Here is a 24,328-nt window from a genome sequence, read left to right on the forward strand (position 1 = left end):
GTGGTGGTGGTGGTGGTGGTCCAGAGATCAGCTGGGAACTCGAGAAGGCGGTTGCTTCACCTTTGAATCAAGAGGAAATACATAACCTGGTTTTGACAGAAGACTATATTCGAGGGCCGTTAGCTCTTTATGGGCATTTTCGGGAACCGCCATATGGAACTGAGTTTAAAGGGGGGGAACTTGAGGCGAGAAGTCTATTTAATGAATGGTGTCAAGTTATAGGGCTTGAAGAACAGGATGATGTTGTAGTGATAAATTGGGTGAAAGGGTTTAAGAAAGAATGGGTTAATAATGATGACGCTATACTAGGGCGCGAATCTTGGAGTGATTACTTTGATGCGGGTTTGGAGTGGTGGGGCGTGTGGTGTCTCACGATTTGGAATCCAAAGCGACGAACTCTCAGCGCATTGATTGCGAGCACTACAGACTGATGTAGTGTTGTTTAAATCTCATCTTATGGGCCACGAAATTTCTGGGCAAGGTCGTCGGAAGTTTCCTTCAATTTGTAGCGGCTTTCATGAACTGGTGCAAGATGAGTTCACCCTATTGCCTTTGGTGGTCACTGAAGATTCAGTGGTGGGGTGTAGGAACCCTTCAGTCATCGGAAACGCGTAGCGTCGACACCTGATTTGCGGCCGTCATTTCACGTCCGTAAAATCTGCTGCGGCGGTTGTACGCGGGCACGTTTCGGCGTGGCCGGGTTCTCCGATGCTCGGTATTCCTACCCCGCGTATAGCTGCCACCCCAAGCCTGTAGGAAGGCTGATGGCTGCTCCCACGTCGGAGGTTTAAAATGCCAACACTTCATCCCGATCCACCCTACGAAAAACCAATCCCCCACCCCGAAAACCGCTTCATGGCGCTCACCAGCAACTGCTGCGAAATGCCCACCCTGTTCGTCGATACCCATGCACCGCTCGACGTTCTGACCGACGCTGCCAACTATCGAATCCGGGCTGTCACCCAGGTGCTGGAAAACCTGTCCATGCGTGGGTCGGTGGAGTGTGAGTCGTTCATTCTCAGTGATTTTGCCTTGCTGTGCGCCATTCCGTTGCGGGATGGGTGTGATGTGTTGGATGTGGTTGGGTGGCGGTTGCGGGGGAGGCCTGGCCAGTAATTAATTTTGGATAGTGGTGTTGTTTGAGCGGACGCCATCGCGGTGCAAGCCCGCTCCCACAGGGACCTGCGCTGAACTTGTGGGAGCGTGGCTTGCCCGCGATGGCGTCCGTCTGTTCACCGATGACCTGTCAGCATTGCAACTTCAGGCCCCGTCACCGCCAAACTATCAATCACATGCACGCTATACCCCGGCACATTCTTCGCGTGGTGCTTGGCCTGTGATGCCATTTCCGCCAACTGGCTGGCGTCGATTGTCCCGCAAGCCTCGGGGTGCAGATGCACCACGCCGATGGACAGGGACAGCAGCGGGAACTCCTGGCGCACGCCCTGGCGGTTGGGGGCGATGAAGCAGCCGGCTTCGAGGTGTTCGCTGCGGTAGAAGCGTCGGCACTGGCTCTGGAAGTCGTCCAGCAGCTGGTTCAAACGTTTGCGCCAGTCTTCCGGACCGAGCACCAACAGGAAGTCGTCGCCGCCGATGTGGCCGACGAAGTCGCGGGATGGATCGACGCGGTCGTTCAGGCACTGCGCCAGGCACAGCAGGACTTCGTCGCCACGGCCGTAGCCGTAGATGTCGTTGAAGGGTTTGAAGCTGTCGATGTCGACGTAACAGATCACCGATTCGCGCTTCTGTTGTAGCAGGCGCGTGAGGCATTGCTGGATCGGCACGTTGCCCGGCAACAGGGTCAGCGGGTTGGCGTAGCGGGCCTGCTGGATTTTCAGTTCGGTGATCAGTTTGAGCACATCAATCACCCGGCCCAGTCCCAGATAGCCGCCGTTGAGGGTGATGATGAAATCTTCTTCAATGCGTTGCCGGGCGCGGCTGGTGATCAGGCGGCTGACCTGTTGCAGCGACTGGCTCATTTCGACGGCGAGGAAGTCATCGCTCATCAGGCGGCTGATGGGCTTGCGGGCAAACAGGTCGGTGGCAAACGGCTTGAGCAGGGCGTCCGAGAGCGAATGCCGATGGACGATACCGCAAGGCTGGCCTTGCTCATCCAGCACCGCCAGCGAGTTCAGGTTGGCTTGGCGACGGAAGGCTTCCAGGACGTTGGCGGTTGGGGTGTTGCGGCCCACCGCCGGTTGATCGTTGAGCAGGGCGCTGAGGTCGCTGGCATCATCGCTCAGCGCCACGGCGGTGTTGTCCTGTCGCGGCATCAGGGTTCGGGCATCCCGGGGCGGGTGCTCTTGAGGGCGGCAGAGCAGATAGCCCTGGACCAGATCGACGCCCATTTCGGTCAACACGGCCAATTCCTCTGGCAACTCGATGCCTTCGGCGATCACCTGTGCCCGCGAGGCCTTGGCGATTTGCAGGATCGAACCGACGAATTCGCGTTTGAGCGCATCCTGATGAATGCCGTCGATGAAGTGTCGGTCGATCTTCACGTAGTCCGGGCGCAGTTCGGACCACAGACGCAGACTGGAATAGCCCGCACCCAAGTCATCGAGGGCAATGGAAAACCCCATCGCCCGGTAGTGATGCAGGGCGGTTTGCAACAACTGGAAGTCGTCGATCGGGGTCTGCTCGGTGAGTTCGATCACCACCTGGCTTGGCGGGATGCCGAAGTCTTGCAGCAGTTGCAGGGTACGACCCGGTTGGTGCGCGGCTTCGAGCAGGGACTCCGGCGATACGTTGAGAAAGAGTTTGCCGGGCAATTGCTGTTCGTTGAAACGTCGGCAGGCGCTTTGCCGACAGGCGATTTCCAGTTCGCTCAAACGCCCGGCCTGACGGGCAACGGCGAACAAGGCGATGGGGGAGTGCAGCGGGCTGTTGGACGGGCCGCGGCTGAGGGCTTCGTAGCCGAGAATCCGTCGCTCGGAAAGGCTGATGATCGGCTGGAACAGACTGTGCAAACCGCCTTGAGTGAGGATTGAACTCAAGGCACCCAGCTGTTCGGTTGTGGTCATGGCGATCTCTGGCGATAAAAAAAGGACTGGGCATGCTCTTGGTAAAAGAGCACGCCCAGTCCTTTATTTCACGACAGAATGATGACTGTTTGATGAAGCTCCGGGGAGCTTCAGCATTAAATTGCCATCATTGCGCGTCAGTGACTCAGTGCTTGGCCACCGCGGTGTTGAGCTTGAGGTAGTCCAGCAGAATGCGCCCGGTTTCACTCAGGTAGGCGTCATCTTCTGGCTTGGTCTTGTCCGGCTCGGCCGCGAGGGCGTCTTCGTCTTCTTTCTTAAGCTCTTTGAGCGGCTCTTCGCCCTTGGCCTTGCGACGGATATTTTCCATGGCCAATTGCTTGGCTTCGATATCGGCGTGCTGGGCGCGACGATCGGCTTCGTTGAGGCTGACGGTTTTCTCCGTCATCAGTTTCTGCGCCAGGGCCAGTTTGTCGCGAATGTAAACGAACTCCGCGTCCTTGGCCGTACGCACGTCATGCTCGGACTTGAGCTGGGTGATGTACGGTTTGAACGGGTCGACCGCCGGTTTGATCGCCGCGCGGATGGTGTCCCACGGCATGGCTTCCGGCAGGGCGCTTTCGCCGATTTCCTTGGTGTCGATGATCGACGGGTAATCGATGTCCGGCAGTACCCCCTGATGCTGGGTGCTCTGGCCGGAAACCCGGTAGAACTTGGCCAGGGTCAGTTTCAGCTCGCCATGGTTAAGCGGCTGGATGGTCTGCACGGTGCCTTTGCCGAAGGTCTGGCCACCGATGATCAGCGCGCGGTGGTAGTCCTGCATGGCGCCGGCAAAAATCTCCGAAGCCGAGGCGGACAAGCGGTTTACCAGCAATGCCATCGGGCCTTTGTAGAACGCACCCGGGTTTTCATCTTCCAGCACATCGACGCGGCCATCGGCGTTGCGTACGAGTACGGTCGGGCCTTTGTCGATGAACAGGCTGGTCAGCTCAGTGGCTTCCTGCAAGGAGCCACCGCCGTTGTTGCGCAAGTCGATGACCACGCCGTCGACCTTGTCTTTCTGCAACTCGGTCAGCAGTTTCTTGACGTCGCGAGTGGTGCTCTTGTAGTCCGGATCACCGGCACGGAATGCCTTGAAGTCCAGATAGAAGGCCGGGATCTCGATGACGCCGAGTTTGTAGTCCTTGCCATCCTGCTTGAGGTTAAGCACCGACTTCTTCACGGCCTGGTCTTCAAGCTTCACCGCTTCGCGGGTGATCGGCACGATCTTGCTGGTCTGGTCGTTCGGCGCATTGCTGGCCGGGATCACTTCCAGGCGCACCACGGTGCCTTTCGGGCCGCGGATCAGCTTGACCACTTCGTCCAGGCGCCAGCCCACCACGTCGACCATCTCTTTGTTGCCCTGGGCAACGCCGATGATCTTGTCGGCCGGTGCAACCTGCTTGGTCTTGTCTGCCGGGCCTGCCGGCACCAGGCGCACGACTTTCACTTGATCGTTGTCGCTCTGCAACACGGCGCCAATGCCCTCCAGGGACAGGCTCATGTTGATGTCGAAGTTTTCCGCGTTATCCGGCGACAGGTAGTTGGTGTGCGGGTCGTAGGACATGGCGAAGGTGTTGATGTACGCCTGGAAGATGTCTTCCGCGCGGGTCTGGTCCAGACGCGCCAACTGGTTCTTGTAGCGCTTGGTCAGGGTTTCCTGGATCTGCTTGGAATCCTTGCCGGCGATCTTCATCCGCAGGACTTCGTCCTTGACGCGCTTGCGCCACAGGTCATCGAGTTCGGCATTGGATTTGAGCCAAGGGGCGTCCTTGCGGTCGACCAGCAAGGTTTCCTTGGTGGTGAAGTCGATTTTGTCGACGCCCTTGTTCAGCTCGGCAAGGGCAAAGTCCAGACGCGCCTTGACGCGGTCCAGGTAGCGCTTGTAGATGGTGAACCCGGCGTTGAGGTCGCCGCTCTTGAGGAAGTCGTCGAATTGCGTCTTCCACTTGTCGAACTCGGCAATGTCGCTGGCCATGAAGTAGCTGCGCGACGGGTCCAGCAACTTGAGGTAGCTGTCGTAGATGATTACCGAGCGCGCGTCATCGAGCGGCGGTTTGCTGTAGTGGTGGCGCTTGAGCAGTTCCACGACATTCAGACTGGCGATGACTTCGTCACGATCGGGTTGAAGTTTGTCCCAGCTGTTGGCTGCGAAAGATTGGCCCGACAGCGGCAACAGGCCGATACCGATGAATAGGGCGAGGGCGGTACTGGGGAACAAACGCTTCATGTTGATTCGACGCGGGGACAATTGATAACGCATATTAGGCCGTCTTTGAAGTCGCCGGTTCCACAAGGGCCGGTCGCATAATGCAAAAAGCCCGGCGCTACAGCTTCGGGCTCAGTCCAGACTCACTATGGAGGCACTGTGAAAGCATTGCAAGGCGTTGACGGTCAAGTGGAGTGGGTTGAAGAGCCAAGTCCTACATGCGATGTAGGACAAGTCCGCATTCGAGTGGCGGCTGCGGGACTCAATCGCGCCGATTTGTTGCAGAAGGCCGGTCTTTATCCGCCGCCGCCAGGGGCCAGTCAGGTGCTCGGCCTAGAGTGTTCCGGCGTGATCACCGAGGTCGGCCCGGGCTCTTCGTGGCAGGTGGGAGATCGGGTTTGCGCCTTGCTGGCCGGGGGCGGGATGGCTGAAGAAGTGGTTGTCGACGGACGGCACGTGTTGCCAGTTCCCGACGAAATGTCATTGGCCGAAGCCGCCGCGTTGCCGGAAGTGTATGCAACCGTCTGGTTGAATGTGTTTCAACTCGCCGCGCTCAAGCCCGGTGAAAAAGTTCTGCTGCACGCCGGAGCAAGTGGGATCGGTTCAGCAGCCATTCAGCTGTGCAAGGCGTTCGGTAACCCGTGCTGGGTCAGTGTCGGTTCCGCCGAGCGCCTGGCGTATTGCGAAGCGCTCGGTGCCCAGGGGGGCGTGGTGCGCACCAGCGATCTGGAGAGCCTGAGCGACCTGGGGCCGTTCGATGTCATCCTCGATCCGGTGGGCGGCAATTACGCGGCGCTGAACCTGAAACTGCTGGCCGCTGACGGTCGTTGGGTCCTGATCGGCCTGATGGGCGGTCGCGAGGCGAAGCTGGACCTTGCGCAGGTGCTGGCCAAGCGTGTGCAGCTGTTGGGTTCGACCCTGCGCAGTCGTGACGATCAGTTCAAGGCGGATTTGTTCAGCGATCTGAGCCAGCATGTCTGGCCGCTGTTTGCCGAACAACGCCTGAGCCCGCAATTGGCCAAGGCCTTCCCGATCAAGGATGCCGAAGCGGCGTTTGCGGAGTTGGCGAGTAACAAGGTGGCGGGGAAGCTGGTGCTCCTGATCGACGAAAGCCTGATCTGACACCACAAAATCTTGTGGGAGCGAGCCTGCTCGCGAAGGCGGTGTGTCATTCAACAGATGTGTTGACGATAAGACCGCTTTCGCGAGCAGGCTCGCTCCCACAGGGGATCCGGGCTATTTCCAGATATGGATCGGCCAGCCGGCTTTTTCCGCATGCTCCAGCAGTACCGGGTCCGGGTTCACCACGTGCGGGAAATCCACCTTCGACAACAACGGCAAATCATTGCGTGAGTCGGAATAGAAACTCGCACCCTCCAGGTTTTCCTCTTCGGCATCCAGCCACTCCAGCAGCCGGGTGATCTTGCCTTCACGGTAGGTCAGGGTGCCGACGGTGTGGCCGGTATACACCCCGTGCGCCACTTCCAGCTCGATCCCGAGAATCTCGTCGATGCCCAGGCGTTCGGCAATCGGTCCGACCAGGTGCACACCCGAAGCGGAGATCACCAGGATGCGGTCACCCGCCTTGCGATGGGCGGCGATGGCTTTGGTGGCGTCGCTGAAGATGATCGGTTCGATGAAGTCTTCCACCCACGGACCGACCAGGTGCTCGACTTCTGCCGGCGTTCGACCGATCAGCGGCTCGAGGCTGAAGGTCATGTAGTCCTCCATCGCCAGGTGGCCTTTGCCGTAGGCGTCCATCAACTCCCTGTCGCGACGCAGGAAGGATTCGCCGTCGACCCAGCCGAGGCGGACCATTTGCTCACTCCAAAGCGAGGCGCAATCGCCGTGGATCAGGGTTTCGTCCAGATCAAAAATTGCCAGGGCCATCAGTGCAGTTCTCTCTTCAGCGTCAGCAAAGGCATCAGGCTACCTCACACAGGGCCGTCGGATCGATGGAAAGCGCCAGGCGCTGACCATCGGGATGCAAATCAGCGCCCGAGCGGTTGAGCACATCCACCACCAACTCCACGCCTCGGGCTTCGATGCGGTAGCGAATCACGTTACCCAACAGGCTGTGACTGCGCACTTGGGCGTCCAGCTCGCCGTTCAGGCTCAGTTCGATGGCCTCGGGGCGAATGGCGATGCGATGGTTGATCGGCCGCTGCAGCAGTTTCGTGGCGCTCTCGGCGTCCAGCAGGTTGTAGTTGCCGATGAACCCGGCGGCAAAGACATCCACGGGCGCGGTGTACAGGGTTTCGGCGTCGCCGCTTTGTACGATTTTTCCCTGGTTCATCAGGAAAATCCGGTCAGACATGGTCAGGGCTTCTTCCTGATCGTGTGTGACGAAAATCGTGGTCAACCCCAGTTCGCGCTGGATCTGACGGATCTGTTCGCGCAGGTGCTTGCGAATCCGCGCGTCGAGGGCCGACAGCGGCTCATCCAGCAGCAACAGCCGTGGCCGGGTCACCAGGGAGCGGGCGAGGGCAACGCGCTGGCATTGGCCGCCGGATAGCTGATGCGGGTAGCGGGCGGCAAAATCCTGGAGTTCCACCAGTTTCAGCACTTCGGCGACGCGTTTCTGGCTGTCGTCGGTGTTGACCTTCTGCATGCGCAAACCGAAGGCGACGTTTTGCTCGACGGTCATGTTGGGGAACAGTGCATAGCTCTGGAACACCATGCCGATCCCGCGTTTCTGCGGGCTCAGCGGCACGATATCAACGCCATTGAGCAGGATCTTGCCGCCATCCACCGGGGTCAGCCCGGCGATGCAGCGCAGCAGCGTGGACTTGCCGCAACCGGACGGGCCGAGCAGGGTGACGAATTCGCCTTTCTGGATTTCGCAGTTGATGTCGCTGAACACCGTGGTGCCCGCGTAATTCTTTTGAAGATGTTGGACGCTGACATAGCTCATTCGCTTTTGTCCCTGTTCAAAATATTGGCCGCCCAGGTCAGAACCAGTACGAAGAAGAAGTAGGAAATCACCAGCGCACTGGTGAAGTGGCCGCTGCTGTTGCGCATGTTGTTGAGGTAAACCTGCAAGGTTTCGTAACGGGTGCCGACGAGGATGTTGGCGAACACGAATTCGCCGAACAGGAACGAGAACGACAGCAGCAACGCCACCATCAGGCCCTTGCGCAGGTTCGGCAGTACCACCAGGATCGCCGCCTGAAAGGTGCTGGCGCCGAGCAGTTGAGCGGCGTCCATCAGGTCGCGCAGGTTGATCGCTTGCAGGTTATTGGTGATCGCCCGGTACATGAACGGCAGGGCTACCGTGAAGTAGCAACCGATCAGAATCCACGGCGTACCAACCATGGCGAACGGTCCGGAACCGTAGAGCTGCAGCAGCCCCACCGAGGACACCACCGGTGGCACGGCAAAGGGCAGCAGGATGAGGATGTTCATCAGCGCATCGAGCTTCGGGAAGTGGTAATGCACCACGAACAGCAGCGGCAGAATCAGCACCACTGACAGGATCAGCGAGCCGATGCAGACCAGCAGCGATTGCCCGAACGCCTCGAGAAAACGCGGGTCGCTCCACAGCTGCACGTACCATTTGATGCTGAAACCGCTGGGCAGAATGGTGGCCGACCAACTGCTGGAAATCGAATAGATAAAGGTGCCGAGCAACGGCAGCAACAGAATGGCAAACAACAGGTAGACCACGACCCGGTGGTAGATGCCGACGGGGCCTAGTTCAGCGCGAGACATGGTAGCTCCTCTTCAGCAGCAGCTGATGCACGACGGTCACCAGGGTCATCAAGGCCACCAGCACCACGGCCAGGGCGCTGGCCAGGTTCGGGTCCAGGGAAATATCGCCCGAGACCATCGCCGCGATGCGGATTGGCATGACGTTGAAGTTGCCGGTGGTCAGGGCGTACACCGTGGCGTAGGCGCCGAGGGCATTGGCGAGCAGGATCACGAAGGTACCGAGCAGTGCCGGAGTCAGCACCGGCAGACCAATGTGGCGCCAGAACTGCCAGCCGTTCGCACCGAGCAGCGCAGCGGACTCGCGCCAGTCTTCGCGCAAGGCGTCGAAGGCCGGGTAGAGCAGCAGCACGCCAAGGGGAATCTGGAAGTAGGTGTAGAGAATGATCACCCCGGTTTTCGAATACAGGTTGAAGTCCTGAATGATGCCGGCCTGCTTGAGCATGATGGTGAAGCTGCCGTTGAAGCCCAGCAAAATGATGAATGCGAAGGCCAGGGGCACACCGGCGAAGTTGCTGGTCATGTTGGCGAAGGCGTTGACGAAGTTGCGCAGTTTCGAGTCGACCCGGCGCAAGGAATAGGCCCCGAGCACGGCGATGATGATCCCGAATACGCTGGACCAGAAACTGATCTCGAGGCTGTACTGGATCGCCTGCATATAGAACTTCGAATTGAATATCCTGGTGAAGTTGGCGATGCCCCAGCCGAACTCTTCCGATTCCAGGCTGTTGATCATCACCCACGCCAGCGGGGCGATTTCGAACACGATGAAGAACAGGGTGAAAGGTACCAGGCACAAGGCTGCCAGCCATTTGCCGCGAGTCATGGAGGTCACTTGAGCAGCTCCCGGCACACGGGTTTGTCGTGGGGCACGCCCAGCAGTTCGCAGACAGTGCCGCAGATCTCGGTCTGTTTTGGCGTGGCGCTGACGTTGAAACTGAATGCATCGCCGAGCACGAACAGCGGCACTTCACGTTCCTCGGGCAGCAGGCCGTTATGGGAGCGGTCGTTGTTCATGCCATGGTCGGCGGTCACCAGCACCTGGTAACCGGCGTCGAGCCAGCCTTGCAGGTAGTCGGCGATGATGATGTCTGCCGAGCGGGCGCTGTTGCGGTATTGCGGGGTGTCGAGGCCGTGCTTGTGCCCGGCGTCGTCGATGTTCATGGGGTGCACCAGCAGGAAATTCGGCGCATGGCGCAGGCGCAGGTTTTCGGCGTCGGCAAACAGGTGCGAGTCGGGGTAGTGATCGCTCCAATAGAAATGCCCGTGCTGGATCGGTAGCGCAGGGTCGTTGGTATGACGGTCCCGGGCCGCCACGAACGGCGAGCGGTTATACAACTCACTGACCCAGTGGTAAGCCGCCGCTGCAGTTTTCAGGCCGGCGTCGGTGGCGTAGTGATAAATGCTGCGCTGGTTGGACAGGCGCGAGACGTTGTTGTGAACGATGCCGCTGTCGATCGGTGTGACGCCAGTCAGGATGCATTCGTAAAGCGGTCGGGACAGGGCCGGCAACGCACACTCCAGTTTGTAGAGCGCTGCGCGTCCTGCGCTGACGTAAGCCTGCAGGTGCCCCATGGCGTGGCGCGCGACTTCGTAGTTGAGGCCGTCGAGCACGACAAGGATGACGTTGTGCTTCATAGGGGCAAAAACTCCGCAAAACAAAAAATCGGAAATCTCGAAATCAACACAACCCCTTGTGGGAGCGGGCTTGCTCGCGATAGCGGCGTGTCAGTCGACATCAATGTTGAATGATCAACCGCTTTCGCAAGCAAGCCCGCTCCCACAGGGGTCTAGAGCGTTATTTCATTTCGACGATGACTTCTTCGTTCCACTTCTGAGGCAGGGCCTTGGAAGTCTTCTCCCACGCATCCGCGTCCTTGATCGGCGTGACCTTTTTGTACTGCTCGTTTGGCAGCAGTTTGGCCTGGATCTCGGCTGGCAGGGTCAGGTGCTCGGCACGGATCGGACGGGCGTTGCCCTTGGCCAGGTTGATCTGGCCGGCGTCGCTGAAGATGTACTCGCGGGCCAGCTTGGCGGCGTTCGGGTTCTTGGCGTATTTGTTGATGATGGTGGTGTAACCGGAAATGACCGAACCGTCAGATGGAATCAGTACGGTGTAGTCATCCGGGTTGGCCATCTTGGCCTTGTAGCTCAGGCCGTTGAAGTCCCAGACCACGCCGACTTCGATCTCGCCTTTTTCCATGGTGGCGATGGTCGGGTTGGCCATCGACAGGCGACCTTGCTTGGCGATGTCGGCGAACAGGTCCAGTGCCGGCTTGAGGTTCTTCTCGTCGCCACCGTTGGCGAGCGCGGCAGCCAGAACACCGTTCGCGGCTTGTGCGGCGGTGCTCACGTCACCGATGGACACCTTGTATTTGCCGCCCTTGAGGTCAGCCCATTTGGTCGGTGCTTCGGAACCGTGCAGCAGCTTCTTGTTGACGATGAACGCGATGGTGCCGGTGTAGGCCAGGGCCCAGTGACCGTCCTTGTCTTTGGCCCAGGTCGGCACCTGGTCCCAGGTCGATGGCTTGTAAGGCTGGGTAACGCCCTGCTTGACCGCGATCGGGCCGAAGGCCGCACCGACGTCACCGATATCGGCGCTGGCGTTGTCTTTTTCCGCGGCGAACTTGGCGATTTCCTGAGCCGAGCTCATGTCGGTATCGATGTGTTTGAGGCCGTAGTTCTTGGCCAGGTCGGCCCAGGTGTCTTTCCAGTTGGCCCAGTCATCGGGCATGCCGACACTGTTGACCGCGCCTTCTTTTTTCGCAGCGGCTTCCAGGGTTTTCAAATCATCAGCCGCCATGGCGGCGGTGCACATGGCAATGGTCGAACCTAACAGTGTCGCCAGGAAAAGCTTTTTCATTCCGAAGCTCCTATGGGTGTTTTCAACGCTGCGATTGCGGTTGTGTTGGTCTAGGTCAGCAATACCTGAGCCAATCTAAGGACGTTCGATGACACTTTGATGTCGTTCGTCGCCCGGTCTGGCTTTTTTCGGCCCGACATTGGCGGGTGTCCGGTAAGCGTAGACCATCGGCAAAAGCCCGCCGCGCAAGGGACTTGGCCGATGTATTGCAGGTTTTTGGAAGGCTGGCGCAGATGACCGTTCGGTGGTTTGTCATCTCTCAGTCATCTGCACTGCCTACGCTTGCAGGATGTTTAAAGAGCCGGTTGGGTGTGCGGTTCTGCCCCGAAACAGTGCTGGTCTAGTCCAGATAGGTAACGTTGATGCGTGATGAGGCAACAAAAGCGGTGACCGCCATTGGCCAGGTACTCCAGGAGCAGCTTGATCACGGGTTGCTCGCGCCCGGAAGCAAACTGCCGGCCGAGCGCAAGCTCAGTGAGTTGTTCGGGACTACGCGGATCACTGTGCGCGAGGCATTGCTACAACTGGAGGCGCAGGGGCAGATTTATCGTGAAGAGCGACGCGGGTGGTTCGTTTCGCCGCCGCGCCTGGCTTATAACCTGATGCAGCGCAGTCACTTTCACGCGATGGTCAGCGCCCAGGGCAGAGTGCCCTCCACCGAGGTGATCTCTGCACGGTTGCTGCCGGCGTCGGCGGCAGTCTGTGCCTGGCTGCAGTTGCCGGCGCTGTCGAGCGTCATTCAGATCTGCCGTTCACGGCGCATCGATGGGCGACTGGTGCTGTACGTGGAGCATTATCTGAACCCGCAGTATTTTCCGGGGATTCTGGATTTCGATTTGAACCAGTCGATCACCGAGCTATATGCGCGACACTACGATTTGCATTACGGGCGGGTGCGTTTCGAGATTGTGCCGACGGCGTTGTCGGTGGACGCGGCGGCGGCGTTACGGGTATCGGTGGGCAGCCCGGGGTTGCGCATTGCGCGGGTCAATTACGATCAGCATGAGCGGTTGATCGATTGTGACCTGGAGTTCTGGCGGCATGATGCGATTCATGTCGGGGTGGATGTGGTGTAGGAAGTGATACCGCGTCATGCCCTTCGCGAGCAGGCTCGCTCCCACAGGAGATCTTCAGCGCGACATAGATCCATTGTGGGAGCGAGCCTGCTCGCGAAGGCGGCCGAAAGCCCATCATGTATTAAGCGGATAAATCTTTCTGCGGGCCACCGCCAGCCGTAATCACCTGCACACTCATCCGCGGCGTCGCCAGGTCCATCCCCGCTTCATCCAGGTGCCGTTTCAGCGACAGGTTGAACGCCCGGGACACTTCCCACTGCTTGATCGGCGCGGTCTTGAAGCGGGCGCGCAGGATCGCGTTGCCGGACTCGAAACTTTCCACGCCCTGAATTTCCAGCGGCGACCAGATGTTGCGGCGTTGCAGCGGATCGGTGCGCATTTTCTGGCCGACTTCGCGCATCAGTTTGATCGCGTTGTCGATGTCCATGCTGGCCGGTACGGCGACCCGGAAGATCGCGTAGCCGAACTCCCGGGAGTAGTTCTTGATGCTTTTGATTTCGCTGAACGGAATGGTGTGGACGATACCGTCGATGTCGCGCAGGCGTACGGTACGAATGGTCAGGCCTTCGACGGTGCCCAGGTGGCCGCCGACGTCCACGTAGTCGTCGATGGCCAGGGAGTCTTCGATGATGATGAACAGGCCGGTGATCAGGTCGGCCACCAGCGATTGGGCGCCGAAGCCGATGGCCAGGCCGATCACGCCGGCACCGGCCAGCAGTGGCGTGACGTTCATGCCCATGTTCGCCAGGGCGACGATCAGCGCAATGATGAAAATGGCCACGAACAACACGTTGCGGATCAGCGGCATCATCGTTTGCGCGCGGGCGTTGGCCAGGCCTTTGCGCGAGCGGGTGAGGGCGTGGTGCACGGCGGTGTCGCTGAGGATCCAGATCAGCCAGGCAAAGATCAGCGTGCCGCTGAGGCTGAACAGTTTGACGCTGATCTCATGGCCTTCACCTTCAGTGAAGGCAATCAGTGACATGCCCCACACCCGCAGACCGAGTTCGATGAACGCCAGCCAGACCAGCAGATGGGCGAGGGTGTAGAAGAAACTTTTCAGGCGCTCGGAATACAGTGCGTGGCGCTTCACGCCGCGTTGTGGCTTGAGGGCATGGCGGCGCACCAGGCCGTTGATGACCATGCACAGTACCAGTAGCACGGTGCAGATCAGCGACTGACGCAGCGCAGTGCTGGTGTCGCCGGCCGAGACGAAGGTAGCAAACAGCGAAATACCCACCAGGACCAGCGCCGGCACGAACCAGAAGGTGCCGAGAATCTCGATGGTGTCGCTGAGGGCGCGGCGGGTCAGGCGCCGGGACAGGGGCTGATTGCGGATCAAATGGGCAATCGGCCGGCGGAAGCGCAGGATGAACAACCCGGTGGACAGTGCCGCCAGGACGTTGGCCACGGTAGCGGCGGTATGCGCCAGATGCATGCCCAGGCTTTGGATCAGGCGCGGATCGTTCAGGGCTTCACCGAAAGCGGCGAAACTGCCGATCAGCCACAGCGGACGGAAAGCCTGATGGCGCAGGATGTACAAGGCGCGGTGACGGTGCGGACCGTCGAGCAGGGAAAAGGCGATCACACAGATCGCCGAAAAGCAGGTGCCGACCACCAGTGCATAGGCCAGCACCATGGCCAGGCTCTTGCCCAGCGATGAGGGCAGGGCGTAGCTCATGTAGACCGTGATGACCAGGGCGATCAGCCATGGACCGAGCTTGCGCAGGGCAAAGCGCAACATGTCCAGGGCCCTGGGGTGTTGCGGCAGTTCTTCGGTCAGGCCGAAACGCATGCGTACCCGATGGCTGACCCAGATCAGCGCCGCCGCCAACAGGCTCCACACCATCAGGATCATGGCGAAGGCGAAAATGATCGGTAGCCACTCGTTGGCCGGCAGCACCAGTGCGGTCAGTTCGTCCCTGGCCAGGTCGAACTCGTTGGACCAGCGGGTGAGCGGGCTATCGGCACCGGTAAATTGTTTCTCGAAACTGGCCAGGGTCCCGCCAATCAATCCCAACACGCCTTCTTCGGTGGTCGGTTGGGCCTTTTTCGTGGCGTCGCGCAGTTTCTTCAGATCCGCCAGCAATTTGGTGCGTTGCTGATCGTTTTCCAGGGACTTGATCACTTCGTCCAGGGATTGCCCGAGGGGTTCCTGTGCCTCCGGCTGGGCTTTTGCCGAACTGTTGAGCAGGCTCGGCAAACCGGCCGCCTGGGTCTCTGCCATCGGCAGCAGGGTCATCAGGCAGACAAGGAGAAAGCATGGCAGGGCAATAAGACGAGCGAACACTGGGCGGTCAACCTCGGAGTGAGCGGGTCGACCGAGTGTACGAGCCCGTCAAAATCAATGCGAGTCGAGGAAGGATTTATTCGTTGAGTTTGGCGAGGATCTTGATCACCACGGTGGCGAGGATCGTCAGCATGCCGATCCACATGGCGAACACCCCGGCGTTCTTGTCACGAAAGTTGAATCCGATTGCCAGCAGGATCATCCCGGCGAGAATCGGGACCAGCATGGCGTGGAAGGAGGACATCGAGATCATGGTGACTGCCTTGTCGGAAGGGATGGTTGAAGTCTAGGTGGCTTTTTGCAGGGTGGTTGGTGACCTTGTGGCGAGGGGATTCATCCCCGTTCGATCGCGAAGCGGTCGCAAAGCCAGAGAGTGCGGTCTTTCTGGAAGTCCGCGTCAATGGGGGATGGGGCTGCTGCGCAGCCCAACGGGGATAAATCCCCTCGCCACAGGTTTTTCAGCGATTACGGCAACTCGCGGCACGCGTAGAACGCGCTCAGCACTTTGACCAGGTGCGCCAGGTCATGGCTGCCGCACAGCTCGCGGATCGAGTGCATGGCGAAGGTCGGCAGGCCGATGTCCACGGTGCGCACGCCCAGGTGGCTGGCGGTGATCGGGCCGATGGTCGAGCCGCAACCCATGTCGCTGCGCACCACAAAACTCTGCACCGGCACTTCTTCGGCCATGCACAGGTGCCGGAAGAACCCGGCGGTTTCGCTGTTGGTGGCGTAGCGCTGGTTGCTGTTGACCTTGATCACCGGGCCGGCGTTGAGCTTCGGGCCGTGGTTGGCGTCATGCTTTTCAGCGTAGTTGGGGTGTACGCCGTGGGCGTTGTCGGCGGAAACCAGCAGGGATTTCTGGATGGTGCGTACGAATTCGTCACCTTCAGGCAACAGGCGGCGCAGCGTCTGCTCCAGCATCGGACCGTCGGCCCCGCAGGCCGAGCACGAGCCGACTTCTTCGTGATCGTTGCACACCAGCACGCAGGTTTCGTCGGTGTCGGCGGTCAGCAGCGCTTGCAGGCCGGCGTAGCACGACAGCAGGTTGTCCAGGCGCGCGCCGGCGATGAAATCACCATGCAGGCCGATGACGGCAGCGCTTTGCGTGTCGTAGAAGCTCAGCTCGTAATCCAGCACGACATCGGCATTCAGGCCGTGTTCGCGGGCCAGTTGATCGGTGATCACGGCACGGAAATCCACGCGCTCGTCGCCGGCAAATTGCGCGAGGACCGGTGGCAGCTCGGTCTGGGCGTTGATCGCCCAACCCATGTTGGCTTCACGGTTGAGGTGGATCGCCAGGTTCGGGATGATCGCGATGGGGGCCTTGAAGTCGATCAGCTGGCTTTCGACCTTGCCGTCACGACGGAAGGTGACACGGCCGGCCAGGGACAGGTCGCGGTCGAACCACGGCGCCAGCAGGGCACCGCCGTAGACTTCGACGCCCAGTTGCCAGAAGCCCTGGCGTTGCAGCTCCGGTTGAGGCTTGACCCGCAGGCACGGGCTGTCGGTGTGGGCGCCGACCAGGCGAATGCCACCGTGCAGCGGCGAGTGACGGCCCATTTTGATCGCGACGATCGAAGAGTCGTTACGGGTGACGTAGTAGCGACCGTTGGCTTCGGTGTGCCATGGCTCGCGCTCGTCGAGACGTTGATAGCCCGCTGCTTCCAGACGCTGGACAAGGCTGGCGGTGGCATGGAACGGGGTAGGGGAGGCCTTGAGGAAGTCGATCAGGCCTTGGTTCAACTCTTCGCGCATAAGTAGCTCCAGACAGCAATGGCGCCAGTTTAACGTATTGGTCAGGGAATTGGCGGTGGAGTACGGGTGGGTTGTACCCAAGATTGAGCCAGAAGACGACCCCCCTGTGGGAGCGAGCCTGCTCGCGAATGCAGAGTGTCAGTCGCTATTGATGTCGACTGATACTGCGCTTTCGCGAGCAGGCTCGCTCCCACAGTTTTTGATTTCGGTGACCGTTAGAACGGTGCCGGGCACTCGAAGCGCAAGCGTTCGCCGGTCTGGGGATGAGTGAAGCTGAGCATGCTGGCATGCAGGCACAGGCGCGGCCAGGCGGCCAGGGCTTGTTCATGGGCATAGAGCCCATCGCCCAGCAGCGGGTGGCCGATGGAAAGCATGTGCACGCGCAATTGGTGCGATCGGCCGGTGATCGGCGTGAGTTCCACGCGGCACCAGTCGCCACAACGTTCCAGCACCCGCCAGAAGGTCAGGGCATGTTTGCCGAATTCATGGTCAACCACATGGCGCGGCTTGGTCGGCGGATCGTAGCGCAGCGGCAAGTCGATGCTGCCGCTGTCCAGCTCCGGTTGGCCCCAGCACAGAGCGGTGTAGGCTTTTTCGGTTTCACGGTCGTGAAATTGCCGGGACAGTTCGCGATGGGTATCGGGATCCCGGGCCAGCAGAATGATGCCGGAGGTTTCCCAGTCCAGGCGATGGACGATTCGCGCTTCCGGGTAGCCGTTTTCCTGCAGGCGGGTAATCAGGCAGTCCTTGTTGTCGTCGGCCCGGCCGGGGACGGAGAGCAACAGGGTCGGTTTGTTCACCACCAGCACGGCAGCGTCCTGATGGATGATGTGGACGTTGGACAACGGCATTAAAACAGCCTCGTTACAAATGCCAACGGCGGTTCAGGCCCATTCCGGTTATGGAATGGGCCTGAACCGCCGTGGCTCCAGCCGGATCGACTCAGCGATCTGGCAGGGTGATGTTGAGTTCCAGAATCGAGCAGCTGCCCTGGCTTTCCAGTGCGACATGCACGTCATCGGACCCGATGTTGACGTACTTGCGAATCACCTCGACCAATTCCTTCTGCAAGGCTGGCAGGTAGTCCGGGGTGCTGCGTTGGCCGCGTTCGTGCGCCACGATGATCTGTAGACGCTCTTTCGCTACCGACGCGGTGCTTTGCTTTTTGTTGGCACGAAAGAAGTCAAAAAGGTTCATTGCTTAGTTGCCTCCAAACAGGCGCTCGAAGAATCCCTTCTTCTGTACATCGAGGAAACGATGGTCCACGGTCTTGCCCAGCAGGCGGTCAACGGTATCGCTGTAGGCCTGGCCGGCATCGCTCTGGTCGTCGAGGATCACTGGAACGCCCTGGTTGGATGCCTTGAGCACCGCCTGGGATTCCGGGATCACGCCGAGCAGGGCCACCGAAAGGATTTCCTTGACGTCTTCTACGCCGAGCATTTCGCCTTTGCTCACACGCTCCGGGTGATAACGGGTAATCAGCAGGTGTTCCTTGATCGGGTCTTCGCCGCGTTCGGCGCGACGGGATTTGCTGGCCAGCAGGCCCAGCATGCGGTCGGAGTCACGAACCGAGGACACTTCCGGGTTGGTCACGACGATCGCTTCATCGGCGAAGTACATGGCCAGGTGGGCGCCTTTCTCGATGCCCGCTGGGGAGTCGCAGACCACGAACTCAAAGTCTTCCTTGAGTTGCATCAGGACTTTTTCCACGCCTTCGACGGTCAGCGCGTCTTTGTCGCGGGTCTGGCTGGCGGCCAGCACGTAGAGGTTTTCCAGGCGCTTGTCTTTGATCAGGGCCTGTTGCAGGTTGGCTTCACCGTTGACGACGTTGACGAAGTCGTACACCACGCGGCGTTCACAACCCATGATCAGGTCGAGGTTACGCAAACCGACGTCGAAGTCGACGATCACTGTTTTGTGGCCGCGCAGAGCGAGGCCGGTACCGATAGCGGCGCTGGTGGTGGTCTTACCCACACCACCCTTGCCGGATGTAACCACGAGAATCTTGGCCAAGGTGTTTCACCCCTAAGGAAAAAGGACTTTTAGCCCCTGAAAAACATCTCTTGAAAACTACTGCAGTCGGACAGCCTGGGCTGGAATTCGGTTCTGGGCGGCGTTTACCCCCGGTAAACACTGCTTTTGGCCTGTTTCCTACTTCGTTTGAGCCGTTTTCGCTACGTTTCAGAGATGCTTGGAAAATGCGGCAGTATCCGTTAAAGCCGAATGATGTTCAACACATCGCCCGACAGGCTGACCTGTACGCCCGAACCCCATAAAGGGTCGCGACGCAGATCTTCGGACACCTTGTAATGACCTGCGATGGAGACCAGTTCAGCGCTCATTTGCTGACAGAAAATCCTGGCTTTCGTGTCGCCTTTGACCCCGGCCAAGACACGACCGCGCATGGGGCCGTATACATGGATGTTCCCGTCGGCGAGAAGTTCCGCCCCCGGGCTGACGGAGGAGATCACCACCAGATCGCTGCCCTGGGCATAAATCTGCTGTCCGCCGCGTACGGGCGAGGTGATGATTTTCGTCGGCTTGATGGTTGGCTCCGGCGGTTTTTCCGGTTTTTTTGCCACAGCGCCTTCGTTCAGGTCCAGCGAACGCTCACGGGCGCCGGACGGTGGCAGCACCGGCAGGTCGACCGCGATGGCGGCGGCGATGTCTTCGATGCGGCTGGCACGGATCGCCAGGGTGCGCAGGCCGTGCTGGCGGCAAATGCGCATCAGGCCCGGTAAATCGACCACGCCTTCGTTGGGCGCAAGCTTGTCCAGGGCCAGCACCAGCGGTGCATTGCTGAAAAAACCTGGGGCCTGGGCGACCTTGGCGGCCAATTGCCGATCGAGGCCTTCGAGGTCGTTACGGGCCAGTTCCAGCACCGTAATGGCGAGCATGCTGCCCTTCAGCTGGAACACGGGATCTTGGTCTAGCGGTTCGGTTTGGCTCATGGTCGGCATACAACGACTTGTCACTAAAAGTGCCGAGACTTATAACGAGAACGCCCGCGGGCCGCAAGCCGGGTCGAACGATGTAGAATGCGCGGCCATTGTCTTTGCGGAAGCTGTAATGGATCGCCCGAGTTTTAGAACGACCTTTCTATCTCCACGTTTCTGGCCGCTGTGGTTGGGCCTTGGGCTGTTGTGGCTGATTGTCCAGTTGCCGTACCCGGCATTGCTGTGGATCGGTCGTGCCCTGGGTGCCTTGATGTATCGGGCGGCCGGCGACCGACGGCGCATTGCCAAGCGCAATCTGGAGCTGTGTTTCCCTGAAAAGACCGCGGCCGAGCGCAAGCGTCTGCTCAAGGAAAACTTTGCCTCCACCGGCATCGCTTTTTTCGAGATGGCGATGAGTTGGTGGTGGTCGCGCGAGCGCCTGGCCAAACTGGCCCACATTGAAGGGTTGGAGTATTTGCAGCAGGCCCAGCGCGAGGGCAAGGGCGTGATCCTGATGGCCGTGCATTTCACCACGCTGGAAATCGGCGCCGCGCTGCTTGGCCAGCAGCACACCATCGACGGCATGTACCGCGAACACAAGAATCCGTTGTTCGACTACGTCCAGCGTCGCGGTCGCGAGCGGCACAATCTCGATTCCCTGGCGGTGGAGCGCGAAGACGTACGCGGCATGCTCAAACTGCTGCGCTCGGGCCGGGCGATCTGGTATGCACCGGACCAGGACTACGGCGCCAAGCAAAGCATTTTCGTGCCGTTGTTCGGCATTCAGGCGGCGACCGTTACCGCCACCAGCAAGTTTGCGCGCCTGGGCAAGGCGCTGGTGGTGCCGTTCACCCAGGAACGCCTGGCGGACGGCAGCGGCTATCGCCTGGTGATCCACGCGCCGCTCGAAGGCTTCCCGGGGGAAACCGAGGAAGAGGACTGCCTGCGCATCAACCAGTGGATCGAAGGCGTGTTGCGCGACTGCCCGGAGCAATACCTCTGGGCCCATCGCCGCTTCAAGAGCCGTCCACCGGGCGAGCCCAAGTTGTACGCCAAACGCGGTTGAATCCCGCTCCCCTGTAGGAGCGAGCCTGCTCGCGATGAACGCCCAGACACCACGGGCTGTCAGACAACCTGCGTTATCGTTGACGACCATCGCGAGCAGAGCTCGCTCCTACAGGGAGCCGGTCGAAATATCGAAATCCCATCAAGCACCATGGAGAGATGTGCATGAATCCCGCTGAACCGGTTACAGGGTTGATTCTATCCGGCGGCGGGGCTCGGGCGGCCTATCAGGTGGGTGTGCTGGCGGCGATTGCCGAGCTGCTGCCATTGGGCGCGGACAACCCCTTTCCGGTGATCGTCGGCACCTCCGCCGGGGCGATCAATGCGGTCAGCCTGGCCAGTGGGGCCACGGACTTTCGCGCGGCCATCGAGCGCCTGACCGCTTTCTGGCAAGGCTTTCGCAGTCATCTGGTGTTGCGTAGCGATTGGCCGGGCGTGATCCGTCAAGCCAGTCGCTTTGTCAGCCACAGTTTGCTGGGCCTTGGCGCCCAGGTGCCGGTGGCGCTGCTCAACAGTTCGCCACTGCGCGGCCTGCTCAACGAAAAATTGCACATGCACGGCATTTCCGAAGCCATCGCCCAAAAGCAATTGCAGGCGGTGGCGGTGACGGCGTTCGGCTACGAGTCCGGCCAGGCCGTGACGTTCTATCAGGGTGGCGGCACCATTGATGCCTGGTTGCGCCATCGTCGGGTGGGCGTGCCTACCCAGCTGTCCGTTGAACATCTGCTCGCCAGTTCGGCCATCCCCCTGCTGTTCGCCCCGGTGAAGATCGGCGAGGAGTATTTTGGCGATGGCGCGGTGCGCCAGTCGGCACCGATCAGCCCGGCGCTGCACCTGGGCGCCAGCCGTGTCCTGGTGGTGGGCGTCAGCGGCAACCCCCGTGGCGTCGATCCGGAGCAACCGCTGCAACGTGCCTGGACCGGCCAGCAGCCGACTCTGGCGCAGATTGGCGGGCACATGCTCAACAGTACGTTCATTGACAGCCTGGAAAGCGATATCGAGCTCTTGCAGCGCTTGAATCAGTTCAGTCGACTCATGCCCGATGGCACGCCGATCCGTACGCTGGGGGTGGCGCCAGTGGAGGTGTTGGTGATTTCACCGAGCCAGCCGATCGACGAGATCGCCGCGCGCCATCGCCAGGAGCTGCCAGCGGCGCTGCGCCTGTTCCTGCGCGGTCCGGGGGCGACCAAGACCAGCGGGGCGGGGGTGTTGAGTTATCTGTTGTTCGAGGCGGGGTATTGCAGCGAGTTGATTGATCTGGGGCGGCGGGATGCGTTGGCCAAGAAGGACGAGTTGTGCCGGTTTCTGGGGTTGGCGGAGCCGGTGGTGTCGGCCTGAGATTGGCGGTGCGGCATTCGCGAGCAGGCTCGCTCCCACAGTTGACTGAGTTTCAATGTGGGAGCGAGCCTGCTCGCGAAGTTTTTCACATCAGAAGTGAACCTTGACCAGGAAGCTGGTCACGCTCTGATCGGTCTTGAAGCCCTGGCTGTCTTCGATCCCGTACTTGTTCTTCCAGTAGTCGTACTCGACACCCACGTACAGCTGCTTCTCGCCCAGATTCAGCGCCTTGCCCAGGTCGTACTTGATCTGCGGGTTGAAGTGCAGGTTGGCGTGGTATTCGCCTTTCTTGTTCACATCGTTGTCGACCACCCAGTCCATGAAGCCGTCGATCAGGATGCTCGAATCGCCCACCGGGATGGTGTAGGACCAGACAGGGGTGATCTGCCAGATATCGTCGCCCGGGCGGCTGCCTTCGGTGTGACGGTTGTAGAAGTTCAACTGGAAGTAGTCGAAGCCCGGGATGGCCAGGTCAAAGCCAGGGCCGATCAGGTAGGACTCGGTATCGTCTTCACCGAACTCGTAGGTCATGGCCAGCAGCACGTCCTTGATCGGGCCGAACTCCAGCTTCTGGTCGAAGATCTTGCCGAACGACAGGCGCGGGCTGAATTCGCCGTAGTAAGTGTTTTCACCGGCGAAGGCATCTTCCTTGCCGTTGTAGAAGATCTTGTCGACGAAGAAGAAGTTGTCGCCGTATTTCCAGCCATCGGCGTGTTCGAAGGTCACGGTCTGCTGGATGCGCGGATTGACCTGGAAGTCCTTGCCATAGAGGTAAGTCAGGCTGTTGTTCTGCCATTGCAGCAAGTCGCCTGCCATGGCCTGACCCCCTGCCAGCATCGATCCCGCCAGCATCAGGCTAGTGCACGTGCGTTTCATTCGGTTGCTCCCAAAAAGTAGTGATTTCATGTTTTTTTAAGGTCGACGCTCTGGTGTGGCGCCTTTTTCTGTAACGGCAAAAAAAATCATCCATGCGGTCAGCTTTAGTGCTGTCAGCAAACGCTGCGCCAAGGCTTTCGAAAACAAAAAAACTCCCGCTCGGCTGCTCAAAAACAGTCGATTGAGAGTGATTGGGGAATGCCTTGGTACCGTCCAGTGCCGGGATAAGTTGGCTTTCTGGTCAGGAATTAAATCCGGGCTTTTTTTTAAAGCGGATTCAGGCGGCCGCGGAGAATACTGACTCCTTGGCCAGGTCTCAAGTGCCCCGCAACAGCGCACCGACGACAGGTTTGGGGCACGGTTGCGGATCATCTTAGAAATGCACCTTCAGCAGCAGGCTGGTGGTGTTTTCGTTGGTGTCGAGGTTGCGGTTGTTCTCGATGCCGTATTTGTCCTTCCAGTAGCTGTATTCGATACCGGCATACACCTGCTTCTCACGCCAACCCAAGGCTTTACCCAGGTCATATTTGATCTGCGGGTTGAAGTGCAGGTTGGCGTGATAGGTGCCGTGCGAGTTCTGGTCGTTGTCCGTGACCCAGTCGATGTAGCCGTCGATCAACAGACTCGAATTGCCCAAGGGCAGGGTGTAGGACCAGGCCGGTGTGATCTGCCACACGCCATCGCCGGGACGCGAGCCTTCGGTGAAGCGCTGGTAGATGTTCAGGGTGACAAAGTTGAAGCCAGGCACCTTGAGATCAAAACCTGGACCGATCAGATAGGCCTCAGTGTCGTCTTCACCATTCTCGTAAGTCATGGCGAGCAGCACGTCCTTGATCGGGCCGAACTCCAGTTTCTGATCGAAGATCTTGCCGAACGACAGACGAGGGCTGAATTCGCCGTAATAGGCGTGCACACCTTTGTTCCGGTCTTTCTCGCCGTTGTAGTAGGTGCTGTCGATGAACATGAAGTTGTCGCCGTACTTCCAGCGGTCGGCGTGTTCGAAGGTGATCGTCTGCTGGATCGACGGGTTGACCGCGAAATCCTTGCCGTACAGGTAACTCAGGCTGTTGGTCTGCCACAGCAGCAAGTCACCGGCCATGGCCTGGGTCGCTGCGAACAGGCTGGCGCTCAGCAGCAGGCTGGTTTGTGTCCGAATCATCTGTTGCTCCCTCTTGTTTTTATTTTTGCGAGGCGC

24 protein-coding genes are annotated in these 24,328 nt (G+C 59.7%); 6 read left to right on the forward strand and 18 right to left on the reverse strand.

Going from position 1 to position 24,328, the window contains the following annotated elements; translation table 11 throughout:
• Together HNQ83_RS27525 and HNQ83_RS27530 are read left to right on the forward strand one after the other, a co-directional pair.
• Nucleotides 1-431 (forward strand): hypothetical protein (locus HNQ83_RS27525; RefSeq protein WP_175391998.1); only part of this gene is annotated, 431 nt, incomplete at its 5' end.
• A 361-nt stretch (nt 432-792) separates the two neighbouring features.
• Nucleotides 793-1,116 (forward strand): hypothetical protein, encoded by a 324-nt coding sequence (locus HNQ83_RS27530; RefSeq protein WP_175391999.1) that lies wholly within the window; start codon nt 793-795, stop codon nt 1,114-1,116.
• A gap of 116 nt (nt 1,117-1,232) precedes the next feature.
• On the opposite strand, the gene HNQ83_RS27535 is transcribed toward HNQ83_RS27530, so the two are convergent.
• A complete protein-coding gene (locus tag HNQ83_RS27535) occupies nt 1,233-3,023 on the reverse strand; it encodes a bifunctional diguanylate cyclase/phosphodiesterase (protein WP_175392000.1) in 1,791 nt (596 codons plus the stop codon).
• Nucleotides 3,024-3,168: 145 nt separating this feature from the next.
• On the reverse strand, nt 3,169-5,250 hold the full coding sequence (locus tag HNQ83_RS27540; protein WP_175392001.1) for a carboxy terminal-processing peptidase: 2,082 nt from the start codon (nt 5,248-5,250) through the stop codon (nt 3,169-3,171).
• Between the two features lie 138 nt (nt 5,251-5,388).
• On the opposite strand from HNQ83_RS27540, the gene HNQ83_RS27545 reads away from it, so the two are divergent.
• Nucleotides 5,389-6,351: a zinc-binding dehydrogenase gene (locus tag HNQ83_RS27545; protein WP_175392002.1), complete on the forward strand. Its 963-nt coding sequence runs from the start codon at nt 5,389-5,391 to the stop codon at nt 6,349-6,351.
• 114 nt (nt 6,352-6,465) lie between these two features.
• Here the strand turns inward: HNQ83_RS27545 and HNQ83_RS27550 are convergent, their stop codons facing one another.
• The 6 genes from HNQ83_RS27550 to HNQ83_RS27575 form a co-directional block, all read right to left on the reverse strand.
• A complete protein-coding gene (locus HNQ83_RS27550; protein ID WP_175392003.1) occupies nt 6,466-7,119 on the reverse strand; it encodes an HAD family phosphatase in 654 nt (217 codons plus the stop codon).
• A gap of 34 nt (nt 7,120-7,153) precedes the next feature.
• A complete protein-coding gene (locus HNQ83_RS27555) occupies nt 7,154-8,143 on the reverse strand; it encodes an ABC transporter ATP-binding protein (protein WP_175392004.1) in 990 nt (329 codons plus the stop codon).
• Nucleotides 8,140-8,940, reverse strand: coding sequence for an ABC transporter permease (locus HNQ83_RS27560; protein WP_175392005.1), 801 nt, complete (start codon nt 8,938-8,940; stop codon nt 8,140-8,142). Before HNQ83_RS27560 ends, HNQ83_RS27555 begins: the two co-directional genes overlap by 4 nt.
• Nucleotides 8,927-9,763: an ABC transporter permease subunit gene (locus HNQ83_RS27565; protein ID WP_175392023.1), complete on the reverse strand. Its 837-nt coding sequence runs from the start codon at nt 9,761-9,763 to the stop codon at nt 8,927-8,929. Before HNQ83_RS27565 ends, HNQ83_RS27560 begins: the two co-directional genes overlap by 14 nt.
• Before the next feature lie 5 nt (nt 9,764-9,768).
• Complete coding sequence (locus tag HNQ83_RS27570) at nt 9,769-10,575, reverse strand: alkaline phosphatase family protein (RefSeq protein ID WP_175392006.1); 807 nt, start codon at nt 10,573-10,575, stop codon at nt 9,769-9,771.
• A gap of 160 nt (nt 10,576-10,735) precedes the next feature.
• On the reverse strand, nt 10,736-11,800 hold the full coding sequence (locus HNQ83_RS27575) for an ABC transporter substrate-binding protein (protein WP_175392007.1): 1,065 nt from the start codon (nt 11,798-11,800) through the stop codon (nt 10,736-10,738).
• A gap of 362 nt (nt 11,801-12,162) precedes the next feature.
• Here HNQ83_RS27575 and HNQ83_RS27580 point away from each other — a divergent pair, with 362 nt between their 5' ends.
• The gene (locus tag HNQ83_RS27580) at nt 12,163-12,876 is read left to right on the forward strand and encodes a UTRA domain-containing protein (protein ID WP_175392008.1); all 714 of its coding nucleotides are present in this window, start codon (nt 12,163-12,165) and stop codon (nt 12,874-12,876) included.
• A 121-nt stretch (nt 12,877-12,997) separates the two neighbouring features.
• On the opposite strand, the gene HNQ83_RS27585 is transcribed toward HNQ83_RS27580, so the two are convergent.
• The 7 genes from HNQ83_RS27585 to minC form a co-directional block, all read right to left on the reverse strand.
• Nucleotides 12,998-15,163, reverse strand: coding sequence for a mechanosensitive ion channel domain-containing protein (locus tag HNQ83_RS27585; protein ID WP_175392009.1), 2,166 nt, complete (start codon nt 15,161-15,163; stop codon nt 12,998-13,000).
• A gap of 76 nt (nt 15,164-15,239) precedes the next feature.
• Nucleotides 15,240-15,416: a hypothetical protein gene (locus HNQ83_RS27590; protein ID WP_175392010.1), complete on the reverse strand. Its 177-nt coding sequence runs from the start codon at nt 15,414-15,416 to the stop codon at nt 15,240-15,242.
• 212 nt (nt 15,417-15,628) lie between these two features.
• Nucleotides 15,629-16,918, reverse strand: a complete 1,290-nt coding sequence (locus HNQ83_RS27595) for a M18 family aminopeptidase (RefSeq protein ID WP_150772629.1) — start codon at nt 16,916-16,918, stop codon at nt 15,629-15,631.
• Between the two features lie 215 nt (nt 16,919-17,133).
• Entirely contained in the window at nt 17,134-17,769 is a 636-nt protein-coding gene (locus tag HNQ83_RS27600; RefSeq protein WP_007944430.1) for an RluA family pseudouridine synthase, read from the reverse strand.
• 91 nt (nt 17,770-17,860) lie between these two features.
• Nucleotides 17,861-18,115, reverse strand: coding sequence for a cell division topological specificity factor MinE (gene minE / locus HNQ83_RS27605; RefSeq protein WP_007974947.1), 255 nt, complete (start codon nt 18,113-18,115; stop codon nt 17,861-17,863).
• Between the two features lie 3 nt (nt 18,116-18,118).
• Nucleotides 18,119-18,931, reverse strand: coding sequence for a septum site-determining protein MinD (gene minD, locus HNQ83_RS27610; protein WP_060541535.1), 813 nt, complete (start codon nt 18,929-18,931; stop codon nt 18,119-18,121).
• Between the two features lie 200 nt (nt 18,932-19,131).
• A complete protein-coding gene (gene minC, locus HNQ83_RS27615; protein WP_175392011.1) occupies nt 19,132-19,869 on the reverse strand; it encodes a septum site-determining protein MinC in 738 nt (245 codons plus the stop codon).
• Between the two features lie 118 nt (nt 19,870-19,987).
• On the opposite strand from minC, the gene HNQ83_RS27620 reads away from it, so the two are divergent.
• Both HNQ83_RS27620 and HNQ83_RS27625 read left to right on the forward strand, forming a co-directional pair.
• Nucleotides 19,988-20,920, forward strand: a complete 933-nt coding sequence (locus tag HNQ83_RS27620; protein ID WP_175392012.1) for a lipid A biosynthesis lauroyl acyltransferase — start codon at nt 19,988-19,990, stop codon at nt 20,918-20,920.
• 164 nt (nt 20,921-21,084) lie between these two features.
• Nucleotides 21,085-22,257, forward strand: a complete 1,173-nt coding sequence (locus HNQ83_RS27625; protein ID WP_175392013.1) for a patatin-like phospholipase family protein — start codon at nt 21,085-21,087, stop codon at nt 22,255-22,257.
• A 90-nt stretch (nt 22,258-22,347) separates the two neighbouring features.
• On the opposite strand, the gene HNQ83_RS27630 is transcribed toward HNQ83_RS27625, so the two are convergent.
• Genes HNQ83_RS27630 through HNQ83_RS27640 form a run of 3 tightly spaced genes read right to left on the reverse strand, consistent with a single transcriptional unit; the run spans nt 22,348 to nt 24,292 of the window.
• Nucleotides 22,348-23,133, reverse strand: coding sequence for an outer membrane protein OmpK (locus HNQ83_RS27630; protein WP_175392014.1), 786 nt, complete (start codon nt 23,131-23,133; stop codon nt 22,348-22,350).
• 36 nt (nt 23,134-23,169) lie between these two features.
• Nucleotides 23,170-23,505, reverse strand: coding sequence for a hypothetical protein (locus tag HNQ83_RS27635; RefSeq protein ID WP_175392015.1), 336 nt, complete (start codon nt 23,503-23,505; stop codon nt 23,170-23,172).
• A gap of 1 nt (nt 23,506) precedes the next feature.
• Complete coding sequence (locus HNQ83_RS27640; RefSeq protein WP_175392016.1) at nt 23,507-24,292, reverse strand: outer membrane protein OmpK; 786 nt, start codon at nt 24,290-24,292, stop codon at nt 23,507-23,509.
• Nucleotides 24,293-24,328: the final 36 nt, after the last annotated feature.

The sequence above is a fragment of the Pseudomonas sp. C2B4 genome, from assembly GCF_013359695.1.
In the GTDB taxonomy this organism is placed as follows: Bacteria; Pseudomonadota; Gammaproteobacteria; order Pseudomonadales; family Pseudomonadaceae; genus Aquipseudomonas.

Bases quoted from the DNA above. Each gene is read 5' to 3' on its own strand.
- HNQ83_RS27530 (WP_175391999.1), top strand. From the start codon at position 793: ATGCCAACACTTCATCCCGATCCACCCTACGAAAAACCAATCCCCCAC.
- HNQ83_RS27535 (WP_175392000.1), bottom strand. From the start codon at position 3,023: ATGACCACAACCGAACAGCTGGGTGCCTTGAGTTCAATCCTCACTCAA.
- HNQ83_RS27540 (WP_175392001.1), bottom strand. From the start codon at position 5,250: ATGAAGCGTTTGTTCCCCAGTACCGCCCTCGCCCTATTCATCGGTATC.
- HNQ83_RS27550 (WP_175392003.1), bottom strand. From the start codon at position 7,119: ATGGCCCTGGCAATTTTTGATCTGGACGAAACCCTGATCCACGGCGAT.
- HNQ83_RS27555 (WP_175392004.1), bottom strand. From the start codon at position 8,143: ATGAGCTATGTCAGCGTCCAACATCTTCAAAAGAATTACGCGGGCACC.
- HNQ83_RS27560 (WP_175392005.1), bottom strand. From the start codon at position 8,940: ATGTCTCGCGCTGAACTAGGCCCCGTCGGCATCTACCACCGGGTCGTG.
- HNQ83_RS27565 (WP_175392023.1), bottom strand. From the start codon at position 9,763: ATGACTCGCGGCAAATGGCTGGCAGCCTTGTGCCTGGTACCTTTCACC.
- HNQ83_RS27570 (WP_175392006.1), bottom strand. From the start codon at position 10,575: ATGAAGCACAACGTCATCCTTGTCGTGCTCGACGGCCTCAACTACGAA.
- HNQ83_RS27575 (WP_175392007.1), bottom strand. From the start codon at position 11,800: ATGAAAAAGCTTTTCCTGGCGACACTGTTAGGTTCGACCATTGCCATG.
- HNQ83_RS27580 (WP_175392008.1), top strand. From the start codon at position 12,163: ATGCGTGATGAGGCAACAAAAGCGGTGACCGCCATTGGCCAGGTACTC.
- HNQ83_RS27590 (WP_175392010.1), bottom strand. From the start codon at position 15,416: ATGATCTCGATGTCCTCCTTCCACGCCATGCTGGTCCCGATTCTCGCC.
- HNQ83_RS27595 (WP_150772629.1), bottom strand. From the start codon at position 16,918: ATGCGCGAAGAGTTGAACCAAGGCCTGATCGACTTCCTCAAGGCCTCC.
- HNQ83_RS27600 (WP_007944430.1), bottom strand. From the start codon at position 17,769: ATGCCGTTGTCCAACGTCCACATCATCCATCAGGACGCTGCCGTGCTG.
- minE (WP_007974947.1), bottom strand. From the start codon at position 18,115: ATGAACCTTTTTGACTTCTTTCGTGCCAACAAAAAGCAAAGCACCGCG.
- minC (WP_175392011.1), bottom strand. From the start codon at position 19,869: ATGAGCCAAACCGAACCGCTAGACCAAGATCCCGTGTTCCAGCTGAAG.
- HNQ83_RS27620 (WP_175392012.1), top strand. From the start codon at position 19,988: ATGGATCGCCCGAGTTTTAGAACGACCTTTCTATCTCCACGTTTCTGG.
- HNQ83_RS27625 (WP_175392013.1), top strand. From the start codon at position 21,085: ATGAATCCCGCTGAACCGGTTACAGGGTTGATTCTATCCGGCGGCGGG.
- HNQ83_RS27630 (WP_175392014.1), bottom strand. From the start codon at position 23,133: ATGAAACGCACGTGCACTAGCCTGATGCTGGCGGGATCGATGCTGGCA.
- HNQ83_RS27635 (WP_175392015.1), bottom strand. From the start codon at position 23,505: ATGATCCGCAACCGTGCCCCAAACCTGTCGTCGGTGCGCTGTTGCGGG.
- HNQ83_RS27640 (WP_175392016.1), bottom strand. From the start codon at position 24,292: ATGATTCGGACACAAACCAGCCTGCTGCTGAGCGCCAGCCTGTTCGCA.